The 13,784-nt window shown below is 60.9% G+C and carries 15 protein-coding genes; 9 read left to right on the forward strand and 6 right to left on the reverse strand.

The genetic code is table 11. The features are described 5' to 3' along the window. The first annotated feature begins 257 nt into the window (after positions 1 to 257). Positions 258 to 1,652, forward strand: coding sequence for an amidohydrolase family protein (locus tag CSC73_RS08250; protein WP_163839964.1), 1,395 nt, complete (start codon positions 258 to 260; stop codon positions 1,650 to 1,652). Between the two features lie 594 nt (positions 1,653 to 2,246). Here the strand turns inward: CSC73_RS08250 and CSC73_RS18655 are convergent. The 5 genes from CSC73_RS18655 to CSC73_RS08275 form a co-directional block, all read right to left on the reverse strand. Next, entirely contained in the window at positions 2,247 to 2,564 is a 318-nt protein-coding gene (locus CSC73_RS18655; RefSeq protein ID WP_163839965.1) for a GNAT family N-acetyltransferase, read from the reverse strand. Between the two features lie 164 nt (positions 2,565 to 2,728). Further along, on the reverse strand, positions 2,729 to 3,181 hold the full coding sequence (locus tag CSC73_RS08260; protein ID WP_163839966.1) for a hypothetical protein: 453 nt from the start codon (positions 3,179 to 3,181) through the stop codon (positions 2,729 to 2,731). Positions 3,182 to 3,217: 36 nt separating this feature from the next. After that, positions 3,218 to 3,718, reverse strand: coding sequence for a hypothetical protein (locus tag CSC73_RS08265; RefSeq protein WP_163839967.1), 501 nt, complete (start codon positions 3,716 to 3,718; stop codon positions 3,218 to 3,220). Further along, positions 3,715 to 4,296, reverse strand: coding sequence for a nuclear transport factor 2 family protein (locus CSC73_RS08270; RefSeq protein ID WP_163839968.1), 582 nt, complete (start codon positions 4,294 to 4,296; stop codon positions 3,715 to 3,717). Before CSC73_RS08270 ends, CSC73_RS08265 begins: the two co-directional genes overlap by 4 nt. Further along, a complete protein-coding gene (locus tag CSC73_RS08275) occupies positions 4,293 to 5,384 on the reverse strand; it encodes a hypothetical protein (RefSeq protein ID WP_163839969.1) in 1,092 nt (363 codons plus the stop codon). The genes CSC73_RS08270 and CSC73_RS08275 overlap by 4 nt, the downstream gene beginning before the upstream one ends. Between CSC73_RS08275 and CSC73_RS08280 the strand changes: the two genes are divergently transcribed. The 8 genes from CSC73_RS08280 (at position 5,374) to CSC73_RS08315 (ending at position 12,516) form a co-directional block, all read left to right on the forward strand. After that, positions 5,374 to 5,577: a hypothetical protein gene (locus CSC73_RS08280; protein ID WP_163839970.1), complete on the forward strand. Its 204-nt coding sequence runs from the start codon at positions 5,374 to 5,376 to the stop codon at positions 5,575 to 5,577. The two genes, CSC73_RS08275 and CSC73_RS08280, sit on opposite strands and share 11 nt — an antisense overlap. 328 nt (positions 5,578 to 5,905) lie before the next feature. Continuing rightward, positions 5,906 to 7,066 carry a serine hydrolase domain-containing protein gene (locus tag CSC73_RS08285; protein ID WP_163839971.1) on the forward strand — a complete coding sequence of 387 codons (1,161 nt, stop codon included), beginning with the start codon at positions 5,906 to 5,908 and terminating at the stop codon, positions 7,064 to 7,066. Positions 7,067 to 7,153: 87 nt separating this feature from the next. Then, complete coding sequence (locus CSC73_RS08290) at positions 7,154 to 8,257, forward strand: sensor histidine kinase (RefSeq protein WP_211840845.1); 1,104 nt, start codon at positions 7,154 to 7,156, stop codon at positions 8,255 to 8,257. Next, a complete protein-coding gene (locus CSC73_RS08295; RefSeq protein WP_163839973.1) occupies positions 8,254 to 9,006 on the forward strand; it encodes a LytR/AlgR family response regulator transcription factor in 753 nt (250 codons plus the stop codon). Before CSC73_RS08290 ends, CSC73_RS08295 begins: the two co-directional genes overlap by 4 nt. Before the next feature lie 253 nt (positions 9,007 to 9,259). After that, positions 9,260 to 9,703 carry a DUF305 domain-containing protein gene (locus CSC73_RS08300; RefSeq protein WP_163839974.1) on the forward strand — a complete coding sequence of 148 codons (444 nt, stop codon included), beginning with the start codon at positions 9,260 to 9,262 and terminating at the stop codon, positions 9,701 to 9,703. After that, a complete protein-coding gene (locus CSC73_RS08305) occupies positions 9,700 to 11,163 on the forward strand; it encodes a YncE family protein (RefSeq protein WP_163839975.1) in 1,464 nt (487 codons plus the stop codon). Before CSC73_RS08300 ends, CSC73_RS08305 begins: the two co-directional genes overlap by 4 nt. 52 nt (positions 11,164 to 11,215) lie before the next feature. After that, positions 11,216 to 11,743 (forward strand): RNA polymerase sigma factor, encoded by a 528-nt coding sequence (locus CSC73_RS08310; protein WP_163839976.1) that lies wholly within the window; start codon positions 11,216 to 11,218, stop codon positions 11,741 to 11,743. Further along, entirely contained in the window at positions 11,740 to 12,516 is a 777-nt protein-coding gene (locus tag CSC73_RS08315) for an anti-sigma factor family protein (protein ID WP_163839977.1), read from the forward strand. The genes CSC73_RS08310 and CSC73_RS08315 overlap by 4 nt, the downstream gene beginning before the upstream one ends. A 140-nt stretch (positions 12,517 to 12,656) precedes the next feature. On the opposite strand, the gene CSC73_RS08320 is transcribed toward CSC73_RS08315, so the two are convergent. Continuing rightward, complete coding sequence (locus CSC73_RS08320; RefSeq protein ID WP_163839978.1) at positions 12,657 to 13,766, reverse strand: IS3 family transposase; 1,110 nt, start codon at positions 13,764 to 13,766, stop codon at positions 12,657 to 12,659. Positions 13,767 to 13,784: the final 18 nt, after the last annotated feature.

Raw genomic sequence — 13,784 nt, forward strand, 5'->3', positions numbered from 1 at the left:
TGGGCGTGATGCGACCCTAAGCGGAAATGGGTGCCGTGTCCGATATGCGGCTTCCCGGCAATGGACAGGCCATTCCGTGAAGAGCGCCAGCCCAGATCACGGGTGCTGCGTACTCGGCTCGGCGAGTCCAGTCTGCGATCCGGAAGTAAGATGAGCAGTGCTTATCGCGACACATTTTCCAGAGGGTTCGTGGTATGAGATCTCGTAACGGGTGGCGCGCATCTGCGTGGACCTTACGTATCGGCAGAGTCGTTGTCTTGGCGCTGCTTTTGGCGCACATAGGTTGTGCGCCGACGGCAGAGGTTGACCGATCGCCGTCTCCAGCGGTGGCGATCGTGCTTGAAGATGTGACGCTCTTTGATGGGGAAAGCGTTGCGCCTCGTACTGGGATGTCCGTTGTCGTATCCCAAGGTAAAATCGTGCAAGTCGCACGGACTCAGGACGTATCGATCCTGCCGGGTTGGCGGGTCCAGCGCCTGCATGGGAGCTTCGTACTTCCGGGTCTGTTCGACACGCACGCTCATGTGACCTTCCTTCGCGAACCCAATACTTTTTCGGGATACGATGCGGCCACATCGGAGCGCATCCTCAAGATATTGCTTGCCCACGGGATCACGACCATCCTGAATCCGGCGGCGCCAGAAGAACCCGCGGTGCAGTTGCGCGATGCCATCGCAGCCGGACAGGTGCTAGGCCCGCGGATGCTTACAGCAGGACCGCCCATCAATTGGAGTGAGGAGAAAACCCCGGATCAAGTGCGCGCCGAAGTTAACCGGCAGGCGGATGCCGGAGTCGACTACATCAAGGTGTATGCGCGGATGCCGCCGAGCCTGGTTCGCGCTGCCACCGACGCGGCGCACGCGCGCGGCTTGCGTGTCGTGGGGCATCTGCAAGCCACCTCGCCCGAGGAAGCCGTCGCTGCAGGGATCGATGCAATCACGCATGGCGCAACCTGGACGACCGGACTTCTGCCGGAGGAACGCCGCAACGCCTATTTAAAGCGGCAACAGCAGGTAGGCTTCATGCGTTCGAGGATCGACTGGCTCAACTGGATTGATCTGGACAGTGCGCAGGTACAAGGCTCGATTCAGGCGGTCGCGCGGTCGCGCACTCCGCTGGACCCGACACTGATAGCCTACGTCACCAAGTTCCGCGGTCGCGATCCGCGCTACCGGAACAGTCCCTATCTGGATGTCGCGCCGCGCGAGGTTCTCGCCACGTGGGATGGATGGCTCGATGACTGGCCTGACGAAGAGTTTGCACGGGGCGCGGCTGCTTGGCCGCGCATGCTGGAACTTGTGAAACGCTATTACGATGCCGGCGCACTGTTGACGACCGGATCGGATTTCCCCAACCCCTACGTGATCCCCGGCGCGGGTCTGCACGACGAGATGGAGCTGCTGGTTCAAGCGGGTATTCCCCCCGCCGAGGTCATCCGGATCGCAACGCGTAACGGCGCTGAGTCTTTGAGGCTCCTCGGCGAGACAGGTACTGTTGCTGTGGGAAAACGAGCGGATCTTGTCGTACTCGGCGCTGATCCGACAGCCGATATCAACAATGTGCGCAAGATAAAGATAGTCTTCCTCGGCGGGCGAGAATACTCACCTGTTGAGTTGCTTGAACAGGCAGGGGTCGGGTCCCTAGGGCACTAGAGATTGCAAGTAATGGCGTGGCCCAACAATTCATTCAAGCCAAAGCCACTTCGCGGCCCGGCTAAATTCAGACGTTAGCGAATGTCCGCTTTGGGTCGGAAGCGGACATCAACCATCCATGAAGCAAAGCTTCGTATAGACCGGATCACTAGCTCGATGGGCAAAGGCGCACAGCGGCCAGGTGTACAAGACTGCCGCAAGCGCACCGATATCAATGAGTAAGGCGAACACGCACGGCACCTGCGTATCGTCCAGGCCCGCTCTTCTCAAGGCTTCACCCAATGGCGCCCGAGTCCAGCACTCGCTCATCCCCCCGATCACCTCCGCGGCAGCAACCAGCCGAATCAGACGCCCATCGATCCTTAGGGTCAGAGATTGAATCGCCTGGCATATCTTGTACCAGAGGTGAGAGATTCAGCGGCCACGGATCTCCGTGCGCGACGACTACTGGACATGAGTAGGGAGAAATGCGCCCGGCGCCTTCATCACAAAGCCCCGCTCTACATTGCCGTCGAATCCAAGCGACTCGTAAATCTTGTGAGCCCCCAGACGGCTTGCGCCTGACAGCAATAGCAACTTACCGCAAGATCTCCGCTACGCATAAGAAATTGCAGCAGACATAGTATCGCGGGCAAACCCCTGTCCCCGGAACTCCTCTAGCGTTACCACGTGTTCTATCACCCCGATAGGGTGTCCGCCTTTTGCAAAGCTTGGAAGAATTGCAACCATGCATGTTGACACTAGCAGCCCATCCAGTTCAGCAACGAAAACTGTTGATGTCCTACTGTGAACAATCTTTCGCCATGCGCATTTGGTCTCGAAATGCGGCTCAGCCACGTGATGGAGGTGCAGGCAGGCATATAGTCGAATAATTCCGTCGAGATCTGTTTCTCTCGCCTTTCGCACTTGCATATAGCCTGACCTCGTGAAGGACTATGTAATGTTTGTACTCCAAAAGCTCGAGATCAAAGCGACTGATAAGCCACGCTTGCCTCGATGAGAATCCAAAGCGACGTCAAGATCACGTACGGAAAATACTTGAAAGATCCTGGTCACCACGCGCATGCGGGCATTCCTCAGCCACCGACGATAGCGATTCTCGTCATGAATTCGCTGCAGGCCGGATCTTTCTTGAACTCCCTGATCCGCCCCTTCTCGAGCCTCGCAAGGGCCACCACAAGCGCTCCAAGTCGCATACCCCGCGCCTGCTCTGAGTCGTCTCCGATCTGAATGAAAAGATGACAGGGGGGCGCCAACGCGTGCTTCGGCAGCGCGATGCCGCCATTGACCCTCGTACCATTGGGCATGAGCAGAGCGCCCGGCTCGCCCAGGTAGTAGACGTGGTCCTTGCTCTGAAAAACGGCCTGGTAGCTCCCCTTTGCCAAGCCGGAAGATACCTTGTTGGCCACCATGACGTCCGCCTCAAGCACGAAGTGACTCGGGCTTGGCACGGGATCGAACGATTTCGGACTCTTGGTCATGCCGCACGCGATCAAGATGATCGCAAGGGCGAGAACAGGCCTTTTCATGTCGGCACCCTCATTTGAAACGCCGCACCCCGGACGCTATGGAAGATCCATGCCCTGCTGCTGGGGCACGAGCTTGCTGCGCAGGATCAGATCATCTTTCTCCGACGTCGGGAAGTCAAAGCTCCCGTAGCCCGCCCGGATGATGCCGTCGATGATTGCGCCATTGCCTTCATGCGGCGTCTCGGGCGTCCGCCGGACCACGAACATCGCGGCACCCTTGGTCGCATCCTTGGGGACATACACGCCACAATCCCAGCGATCGGACCAACGCGCCTCCGGATTCCTGGGGGGCACCACACTCATCTGGAAGCAGCCTGCATCACCCATCAGATAGACGGCCTTGGCGTCTTCATACTTCTGGACATATTGCCCCGCAAAGAGGGTGAACGTCGCAGCCTTCTCCTGGAAAACGTAGTCTTCCAAAAGCGTGTACGTTTGACCCGCATCCACAACCTTCAGGCTCTTAGGATAGACATGCTTTGCTGCCGCGACCGAAGACATCAGGACCAGGGCAACGCCTATTGAGGTGCGCATCATGATCCGGCGTGGGCTAAGGGCGTGTAGTGAGTGAGCAGGATGACCCACCTCCCTTGCCTCCTTTCCAGCAGGAAGGTCACCCGCAGCGAAGCATGCCGCCCGTCACCGTAGCGCTTTCGGGTGCTCTTCCGCAGGGCAACGATGATGATACCGTCCTTAGTCTCTTCGAAGGTCACCTCAGAGAGGGCCATATCAGCGTGATCAGCGAGTTTCGTCACCTCAGAGGCCCCGGCGCCAGCCAAGGAGCCGACAATGTCGCTGCGAGTTTCAACCTCGCCTGCAGGCGAGATTCGCAGGTACTCCGGAGCAAGAAGTCCTTCCAGAGCCCTCTGATCACCCCTTTCTTCGGCAGCAAGCATCAGCTTTACGGTATCGAGTGCGCGCCTAGTGTCGGTGATGGGATACTCAGCGTTGGCCGTTCCGATCATGCCGACTGCGAGCAGGTAGGACAGCAATGTCAGCAGGATATCTCGAGTACGCGAGCGCCGCGAAACCTTGGCTGCATGGTTGATGCGCATGCCTGCCTCGATTGATTCCACGGGCGAAGACGAAGCGACTACAGATCCTTGTTCGCTCATCGCGAGCTCCTCTTCATGGTGGAAAGATTGCAGTTGTCTCCGGCCATCTGGTAGTCGAACAGGCGACCTCCACTCTTCTTGCCACCTTCGCGAAGAATGAACGTGAGCTCACATTCGCGCAGCTCCCCTGTGACAGCGACATGGCCATACTTGGACACGACGTTTGCCACTCGCTCGTCCTTCTCGCTGTAGTAAACCCAGAGACGGTCCCCGCCCACACGGCGCTCGCCATCGGGGTACCCCATGACCTCGATGATCTCCGGTTCAGTCAATCCCTTCATGCTGTGGACGAGATCTTTGAACTGTTTCGGGTACTTCTTGGCCGCGAAGTTCCGGTCGACTTGGGCCATGAATGCATCTTCAGCTTGAGACGATTCGATGTCCTGGCGGAGGTTCTGTTCCTTTCCGCGCATCTCCGCCGCCAGGGCGTCTCCACGCGCGATCGTCTCGCGCCTCAAGCGGTCGAGTTCGGCGAGTGACTTGTTGGTGGTGAACGCGGGCTCTGTTCCATCGCGCCAGAGCGTGGCGAACGAGAGATCGTTGAGCTCCATCGGGAGAACGTGGTCACCGACCACCACCAGGCCCAGTTTGTTCAGTTCGTCCTGACCCTGGCCTCGTCGTCTATCGGCTTCGAGCGCCTTCTTCCAGCGGGCTTCATCGCAGGCCAGCAACCTGGCCTGGGCTTGCCAAGGCGCGGTAATAGCCCCCCAGTCCTGCCCAGACACCTGTTGCGACCTTCCGTTCTGCCGGTAGTGCTGCTCTTGCTGGGTGATCCGCATCTGCTGACTGCCACATTGAAACTCAAGAGTGAACATCGTCAACCAAGGTCCTGCGGCAGCTTCGTGGATCTGATTGACGCGGATCTGATTGATCTTCGTGGCGGCTTCGGCCTTGATGGGGTCACCTGTACGCTGCAAAGCTTCGAGGAATGCTTCTGGCGAGGTCCGGCTCTGGACGTCGTCGAAGGCCGCGTAGTAGGCGGTCCTGTCAGGCTTCTGCCCCTCGGCGTAGACCATCATCCACATGCCGGCGTTGGCCGGCGCCACGGCGAGGAGGAACAGGGGAATCGAGAGAGTGATGGATTTCATGGGTCAGACAAGCCTCGGAGACGTGGTGGACATGGGTGCGCCGCAGTGCGCCATGACGCGCTTCAGCAGCGCTTGGCCGCGCGGCCGAGTGCACGTGAACTCACTGCTCGGCAACCAGATGGCCGTCGCCGTCCTGGGTATCAGCGATTCATCGCTGACGGCGGAGGAGGCTCCCAAAGCCGCGCATCCTTGAAGACCCGTCAACATCAGCGCCGCGCCCGCGATGCGCGCCTTTCCCGTCATCTGTTCTCTCCCAATCTCCGTGGATGATCCGTGGGTAACCTGCGCGGCCCTCTGCAAACGGAAGGCCGGGCGACATGCCGTGGGCGCGCTCGAGAACGTTTCGGCACGCGGACGGGCTGGAAATATGGTCGCGCAGGTCGTCGCGGGGCGGCGGCGTCCTGGCGCACGCAATGCACGGGTCAGCGCCAAGTCGGGGTTCTCGGGAGGTCGCGACGCCGACATCTGGCATCGTTCGGATCATCCGCACGACCACACCTTTAACCCGAGAGGCATAAAGCATGAAGATCGCAAGGCGCCGCCTGATCGCTGTAGGCGCAGGACTCACCGGTGGAATGCTGCTCGCCTCAGGCCCCTTGGGAGCCCTCGCGCGTGCGACGGCGCCGGCCACGTCAGATTCGACCTTGAGGGCCATTGTCGACGCGGCGGTGACATCACGGCAGGTGCCGGGCGTCGCACTGGCGGTTTGGCGAGGTGGCCAAGAGGTCTATTCGTACTATGCCGGGCACGCCAACCTGGAGACGGCAAGCCATGTGACCGCCGACAGCGTCTTCCGCATTGGGTCGCTCACCAAGCAGTTCGTCGCTGCCTTGCTTCTGAAACTTGAGTCTCAAGGCAAGCTTTCGCTCGGCGAGCCCGCACAGCGCTATCTAACCTTCCTCCCCCAGCATGCCCCGTTCTCAATACGCGAGCTTCTGCAGCACACGGCAGGTATAAGCGACGGCGAGTACGGCACCGAAGGCGTATCGTCCCAACTCACCCAGGCCGAGCGAATCGCGCGCATGACGCCACTCTTCGATTTCGCTCCCGGCACCGCTTGGCGTTACAGCAATGCCGGGTACATCCTGCTGGGCGCCATCGTCGAGAAGGTTACGGCACTCCCCTTGGCGACCGCCGCCTCCAAGCTGCTGTTCGAACCCCTCGGCCTGACCCACACCGCGTTTGACCAGCCTTCCAACGTCGTCACGGCACGCGCATCGGGTTACACACCGACCGGCACAGAGGCTCAACCATTCAACAATGCTGAGTACCTCGATGTAGCGCTGGCCGGAGCTGCAGGCGCGATGCGGTCAACAGCACACGACCTGTGTCGGTGGCTAGCGGCGTTGTTCGGCGGAACTTACTTGCCCGCGTCGAGCGTGCAATCCATGCTAGTGCCTGCACGGCTTCGTGATGGCGTGCTGGCCGGAACGAAACGGCACGATCCCCAAACGCAAGGCATGGGCGATACGCAGTATGGACTGGGCTTCATGTTGGACGCGCACACGATCGACGGGAAGCCCGTCGCCGGCCACCATGGTGGCATCAACGGATTCGCCGCCTATCTCGCGTGCCATCCCTCCAGCGGCCTGGCATACGCCTGCCTGTGCAATGCCGACACCCATCCCGGGCTTCCTCTGCGTGACGTGCGCAGGCAGGTGCTGGGTCCCGTGCTGGCCTAGCAAGACTCGCCCCCTTCCCCCGTAACGCCTCGCCATGGCCCCTCTCGGCTAACGTATATTAGGTCGTTCGTTACGAGGCTCTTTGCGATGCCTACCCACCATGCCAGATCCGAGGTCCCCCTTCCTCCCGTCTGGCTGCCGGTCGCGGCCAGCATTCCCGTCGGGTTGTGCATGGTGGTGTTGACCCTGCCGTCCATCGGCGACGAAGTCGCGGAATGGCGGCGGATGCTCTGTCTGGCGCTCTACCTCCTATTGTGTCTACCACTTTTGTTTCTGCAGCGCGCGCTCTGGCGCAGGCGAGCGCCCTGGTGGCTGCTGGTGCCCGCCCTTCTGGTCGCCAGCTATGTGCTGTCCGTCGGCAGCAACATCATGGACTTACTGGTTGCGCGATCGGCTGGCTGGATACCGTACCAAACCGTGGAACTGGCACGACTGGTCAAAGGCATCGATGCGTTCTGGCTCGCGCTGGTGGCCTTTTGTGCGCTTCACGCCGTGGTCTGCTACTACGTCGAGCTTGGCCACGAGAAGACCCGGGTCGCCGAAGCCAAAGCGTTCATGCATGAGGCGGAGCTTCGGGCGCTCAGATACCAGCTTCAGCCACATTTTCTGTTCAATACGCTCAATGCGATTTCTTCGCTGGTGGTGTCCGGCCAGGTGGAGCGTACCCAGCAGGTCATCTCAAGGCTCGCGGATTTCCTGCGTGCGACCCTCGACGAGCGAATATCGCATGAGGTCTCCCTTGCAGAGGAGATCGCTCTCACGGAAACGTATCTGGCGATCGAGAAGGCCCGCCTCGGGGACCGTCTGATCGTGCACTGGAACATCGGCGCAGACATCCTCGACAAGCGGGTACCGCACCTGCTGCTGCAGCCATTGGTCGAAAATTCGATCCGGCACGGCATCGCGCTGCGCAGCGAGCCGGGCACCCTGGAGATCGGGCTACTGCAGGAAAGGGAAACGCTGCGGGTGTTCGTCGGTAACGATGGGCAAGTCGGCAACATGGGGGCGCCGCATAATGGATCGTCTCTGGCTGGAGGGATGCGCAACATCTCCGAGCGCCTGAGTCGACTGTATGGAGACGCGCACAACCTGCAAGCTACGCCCAGGACGGACGGCGGGTTCAACGTGTCGATCGACATTCCCTTGCGCGACGCCACGACACCGGGCACCTACTGGGAGTTTCATCGATGATCCGAGTCGCCGTCGTGGACGACGAACCGCTCGCCCGGAGCGGCGTACGCGCGCGTCTGGCACGACATCCGGACATGCATCTCGTTGGCGAGTACACCGATGGCAAGGCGGCTCTCGATGGCATCCTCGAAACCCCGCCCGACTTGGTCTTACTCGATATCCAGATGCCGAACTTGGACGGACTCGGGCTGCTTGCCGAAATCCCACAGGAGCGACGGCCAATGATCGTCTTCCTGACCGCGCATGACAACTTCGCAGTTCGTGCATTCGATCTGAAGGCGCTTGATTACATCCTGAAGCCGATCGACGACGACAGGTTCTCAGAATCGCTGGATCGGGCACGCGAAGCCATCGCTTCCCGCCATCGTAGCGGAGCCACGGCACTGGATCTAACCCAAGGCGGACACAGGCAAAGGTTCCCTATCCGTACTGGGCGGCGCGTGACCTTCATCGATGCAGCCGATGTGGAATGGATCGAAGCCAGCGGCGACTACGCGATCCTACACAGCGGCAGGAAAGAGCATTTGCTACGCGAATCGCTGGCAGACCTTGCCCGGCAGCTCGATCCCGCCACATTCATCAGAGCGCATCGCTCCACGATCGTCCGCCTGGATTGCGTGGCAGAAATGCAAGCCCTGCCGAATAGGGATGCTCTGATTCGCTTGCGGGATGGCACCCCTTTGCGAGTCAGTCGTACCTACATAGCAAACTTTCTCGAAAGGCTGCACGAGCGATCAATTCGTCGTTGAGTCAAGCGGACTATCGACATCAATGTCAGCTTTCAGCCAGAAGCAGACGTTCGTCATTGACGCGATGTCGCTTCCTTCCGTTTCGGCACCAGTGCACACAAACGAGCACAGCAGGCAAGTGGTGCATAGCGCCCAACGCCGCATACCCCCTATTACGGCGCGCGGCCAGCGCACGGGCAGTTCGCAAACGCGAGTGGAATAAACCCGGCCTCCCGGTGTCTTTATCTTGTGAACGACCCCACTGGAAGCCCCGATGCAACCTCGCACCCCGCTCATCGCGCCCCTGTTCGCCGCATGCCTGTGCCTGTTTACCACGCAGATTTCCGCCGCGCCGCCAAAGCCTGTCGAGCACGCGCCGCCTCCCGCTGAATCGGCATTCCTGGCCGAGAACGCCATGGCCATGGATCGAATGATGGCCGCTATGGACGCGAAGTCCACCGGTGACGTGGACCGCGACTTCGTCGCAATGATGGTGCCGCACCATCAGGGGGCCATCGACATGGCCCAGTTGGTCCTGCAGTACGGCAGGAACGAGCAGATCCGCCGCCTCGCGCAGGAAATCATCGTGACCCAGCAGCAGGAGATCGCCGCCATGTACCTGGCGATCGGCGCGCCCTTGCCGCCACCAACATCGGCGCCCACGAAGCCCGCGAACGCGACCCCACATCACCACTCCCCACAGACGGCTAGACCATGAAGCACCTACAGCTACAACTTCTCCTTCTCGCTGGGTCGATCGGCGCATTCGGCACCGCCCTTGCTGGGCAGGCGCCGTTCGCGGCCGATGCCAAGGACATTGCGATCAGCCACAGCGACCGCGTCTATGCGGCCGAGCAGTTCTCCAACACGGTTTCGGTGACCGACCCGGCGGACAATACGTTGCTCGGGGTCATCCGCCTAGGCGATCCGCTGCCGGGCAACCTCAGCCCCTTGTACAAGGGGCAGGTGCTCGTGCACGGACTGGGTTTCTCCCCCGATGGAAAAACGCTTGCCGCAGTGTCGATTGGCAGCAACTCGGTGAGCTTCATCGACACCACCACCAACGCGGTCAAGCACGTGACCTACTTGGGCCGTTCGCCGCACGAGGCCTTTTTCACCCCGGATGGCCGCGAAGTCTGGGTTACAGTGCGCGGCGAAGACTACGTTGCGGTGCTGGATGCTCAGACGTTCCAGGAGAAGACGCGCATCCAGGTCCCCGCCGGGCCCGGCATGCAGATATTCTCGCCGGATGGCCGCTACGGCTATGTCTGCTCCTCGTTCAATCCGGAAACCGTCGTCATCGAGGTCGCCAGCCACACGATCGTCGGGCACGTGCAACAGGAAAGTCCGTTCTGCCCCAACATCGCGGCAACGCCCGATGGGCGTCAGGTGTGGCTGACGCTGAAGGACATCGGCAAGACCATGGTGTTCGATGCGCGCCCCCCGTTCGCGGTGCTGAAGACGATCGACACCGGCCCGATCACCAACCACGTCAACTTCGCCTTCACCCGCAAGGGCGGCTTCGCATATGTCACGGTGGGAGGCATCAACCAGATCAAGGTTTTCCGCACCGACAACTTCCAGCAGGTGGCCACCATTCCCGTCGGCAAACTCCCGCACGGCCTGTGGCCGTCCGGCGACGGCCGCCGGATGTACGTGGGCCTGGAGAACGCCGATGCGCTCACCGCGATCGATACTTCGAACCATCGGGTCGTGGCCACCGTCCCAGTGGGGCAGGCGCCGCAGGCGGTGGTGTATGTGCCCAATGCCGTGGCGCAGGACCACGCTACCGGCAACCCGACCGTACTGCAGCCGCTGGGAACGGCCACCTCGGCAACCCAACTGGAACTGTTCGGCACCGGTTCCGCCCGAGTTCCGGCGCCCACCAGCGTTTCGCTCTTCGACCAAGGCCTGACGCAGGTGCTGCAGGCATCCGTTACAGGGCTCGAACCGAAGCAAGCGTACGTGCTCGCCCTGTCCGCCCATCCGGATGGCAGCGGCGCGTTGCAGCCGCTGGCGGCATTCAAGACCAACCCGCGCGGCTCCGCCATCGTCAACGCGGTAGGTCCGATCCGGCAGCTGGTGCGTGGTGGTGAAGGCGCAGCACAACGCTATCTGGTCATCGCACCTGGCACCACCGAGCAGCCTGGTGCTCCGGCCCAGCTGCAATCGCCGTGATGGCAAAGAGGCGTAGCATCGGCCCGAAGCTGATACGCGAGGCGCGCTGACCGTGAGCGACCTAGTGCAGATGGTGCAGCCGCTGATTCCGGGCCTTCGGCGGTATGCGCGCACCATGCTGCGCGATGCGTCCACCGCCGACGACCTGGTGCAGGACTGCCTGGAACGCGTGGTCGGCCGCTGGCACCAGCGTCGCGCCGAAGGCGACGTCGCCGCCTGGACCTACACAATCCTGCACAACCTCGCGATCAACCATCTGCGTGGCGCGAAGCGCCGGGGCCTGCATGTGCCGCTCGACGATAGCGAGGACACCGCACTGTCTCGTCCACCCGAGCAGGAGAATGCCTTACGCTATCGCGACGTGGTCCATGCCATGCAGGCACTGCCGGACGACCAGCGCAGCGTTCTGCTGCTGGTTTCGGTGGAAGACATGAGCTACGCCGAGGCGGCAAAGGTGCTGGATGTCCCCATCGGCACGGTTATGTCGCGCTTGGCGCGAGCGCGCGAGCGGTTGCGGCGCTCAATCGATGAAGGATTCCACGCGTCTTCCGGAAATACAAAGTTGAGGAGCGTCAAATGAGCGGCCGCCCCATCACCGAGGACGACCTGCACGCATACATTGATGGTGTGCTAGATGCGGAACGCCGCGACGAGGTTTCCGACTATCTAGCCCAACACACTGACGTGGCGCAGCGCGTATCCGCTTATCGCCGGCAACGCGAGCAGTTGCGCTCGGCTCTGTTGCCGATTGCGCAGGAACCGGTACCCGCCGACCTCAACATCGACCATCTGATCGAACGCCAGCGTCACCCGCGCTGGGCGGCGCTGCCCACGGCCGCTGCCGCAGTACTGCTAGTGGGCGTGGGCGTCGTGGTCGGCTGGCTCTCGCACGCCCAGCTTCGTCCGGCTCCCGTCGGCATCGAAGCCCTGGCCCAGGAAGCGGAGGACAGCTACGAAGTCCATGCCCCGGATCGGGTTCGCCCGGTGGAGCTTCGCGCCGACGACCGTGCGCAACTGGTCCGCTGGGCGTCGCAGCGGATCGGTCGCCCTGTCATCGTGCCCGATCTGTCGGAGTCGGGGTACCGGTTCATGGGCGGACGGCTGGTAGCCACCGCGCATGGGCCAGCTGTTCTTTTCATGTACGACGATGATCGCGGGACCCGGCTGGTCATGCTCAGTCGCCCCATGACGATCGATCGCGACACGGCCATGGAGCTGCACTCCCGAGGGGCCGTAGCCGGCTTCACTTGGGCGAACCGTGGAATCGGCTACAGCTTGGTAGGCCCGGTTGCCGCCAACCTGCTGCACCCGATCGCGGATCAGGTCCGCCGGCAAGTCGAAAGCGGTGCCTAGGCAGGGACGCACAACCAGGGTCCCAAAAGACTGCGCATGGCCGATAGCGGTCCCATAGCGCTTGGAGAGCAGCCAGCACGTGAGTGGCCGCTTACGGCCCGAAGCAGGGACGCGTCAAGGCTGCTGGAGGGTTCGCTTGTTTACAATTGCATCGGTACTTTAGGCTTCACGAGCGCAGAGTACTGCAATGGGGAAAGTCCACCGAGGGAGTAATGCGGCCTCGATAAGTTATACCTCGTTCTCCAGTCTTCAAGCATGCGGCTAACTTCAATCATGTTGTGTAGCTCATATCGATCCAGGACTTCTTTTCGCAGAGTTCCATTGAATCTCTCTATAAGGCTGTTGTCAGCACTGACATAGGGCCGGCCATACACTCTGTGAGCGCCTATTCTTTTCATCCAGGCGACGTATTCGGAGGCTTTGAATACACTTCCGTTGTCGGTCCGTATGGCCTTGGGGACTCGACCAGACGAATGCAGTCTTTCCAGACAGCGAACCACTAAGCAGGTTGTTTGCCTAACCGCAGGATGGGTGAGCAACGCTTCCCGATTGAAGTCGTCAATGATGTTCAGAATCCAATAGCGCTTTCCCCTGAACAGCCCGTCTGCCATGAAGTCCATCGACCACATGTCGTTGGGGGCGGTCTGCGCCTGCATGCGTTTGCGAACACGAGCCGGGGGCGGAAGCTTGGGGACGCCCTTGCCACTGCGATCCGGTAGTTCCAGTTTGGCAGCTTTGTACGTCAACCAGCAGGCTTTCCTGCTATTGGGCTGATCCTTCAAGATGGCATTGAAGACCTTATGAAATCCTTGGCCAGGATTCTGCTCGAAGTATCGCTTCATGTCTGCGATGAGGTTGGCGTCGGCCATGGCAGCCACCTTGCCGCTGCCGGCGGAAGGGGAAAGGCCAACGATTCTGTTGGCGGCGATGTGAGGAATGCCGAAGTTTGCACGGAGGGTCGCGGCCATGACCGAGCGAGGCCGCTGGGCCGGCTGCATGCGCTTGATGACCTGTCTGGAGATATCGATATAGCTGCTCAGCTTCTCGACACGGCTGGTCATGATCGTGAGTTGGTGTTCGAGCCGTCGAATCGTTTCAATCCATTTGGCATCGAGGCCCGAGTATTGCCTGGTCAGAAACCCAATGTGACCTATCGTGATTCCATACCTTCGCGCTATTTCTTTTAGACGGATGCCGTCCTCATGATCGCGGAGCAGTCTCGCAATCTTTAGGGAAGACATCGGTTTCATGGGCTTGGCTCCCGCATG

Origin of the sequence: Pseudoxanthomonas sacheonensis, assembly GCF_010093305.1 — a bacterium.
GTDB classification, from domain to species: Bacteria; Pseudomonadota; Gammaproteobacteria; order Xanthomonadales; family Xanthomonadaceae; genus Pseudoxanthomonas_A; species Pseudoxanthomonas_A sacheonensis.

Coding starts and splice junctions, on each gene's coding strand:
- CSC73_RS18655 (WP_163839965.1), bottom strand. CDS start 2,564: ATGCAAGTGCGAAAGGCGAGAGAAACAGATCTCGACGGAATTATTCGA.
- CSC73_RS08260 (WP_163839966.1), bottom strand. CDS start 3,181: ATGAAAAGGCCTGTTCTCGCCCTTGCGATCATCTTGATCGCGTGCGGC.
- CSC73_RS08265 (WP_163839967.1), bottom strand. CDS start 3,718: ATGATGCGCACCTCAATAGGCGTTGCCCTGGTCCTGATGTCTTCGGTC.
- CSC73_RS08270 (WP_163839968.1), bottom strand. CDS start 4,296: ATGAGCGAACAAGGATCTGTAGTCGCTTCGTCTTCGCCCGTGGAATCA.
- CSC73_RS08280 (WP_163839970.1), top strand. CDS start 5,374: ATGGATTTCATGGGTCAGACAAGCCTCGGAGACGTGGTGGACATGGGT.
- CSC73_RS08275 (WP_163839969.1), bottom strand. CDS start 5,384: ATGAAATCCATCACTCTCTCGATTCCCCTGTTCCTCCTCGCCGTGGCG.
- CSC73_RS08285 (WP_163839971.1), top strand. CDS start 5,906: ATGAAGATCGCAAGGCGCCGCCTGATCGCTGTAGGCGCAGGACTCACC.
- CSC73_RS08290 (WP_211840845.1), top strand. CDS start 7,154: ATGCCTACCCACCATGCCAGATCCGAGGTCCCCCTTCCTCCCGTCTGG.
- CSC73_RS08295 (WP_163839973.1), top strand. CDS start 8,254: ATGATCCGAGTCGCCGTCGTGGACGACGAACCGCTCGCCCGGAGCGGC.
- CSC73_RS08300 (WP_163839974.1), top strand. CDS start 9,260: ATGCAACCTCGCACCCCGCTCATCGCGCCCCTGTTCGCCGCATGCCTG.
- CSC73_RS08305 (WP_163839975.1), top strand. CDS start 9,700: ATGAAGCACCTACAGCTACAACTTCTCCTTCTCGCTGGGTCGATCGGC.
- CSC73_RS08315 (WP_163839977.1), top strand. CDS start 11,740: ATGAGCGGCCGCCCCATCACCGAGGACGACCTGCACGCATACATTGAT.
- CSC73_RS08320 (WP_163839978.1), bottom strand. CDS start 13,766: ATGAAACCGATGTCTTCCCTAAAGATTGCGAGACTGCTCCGCGATCAT.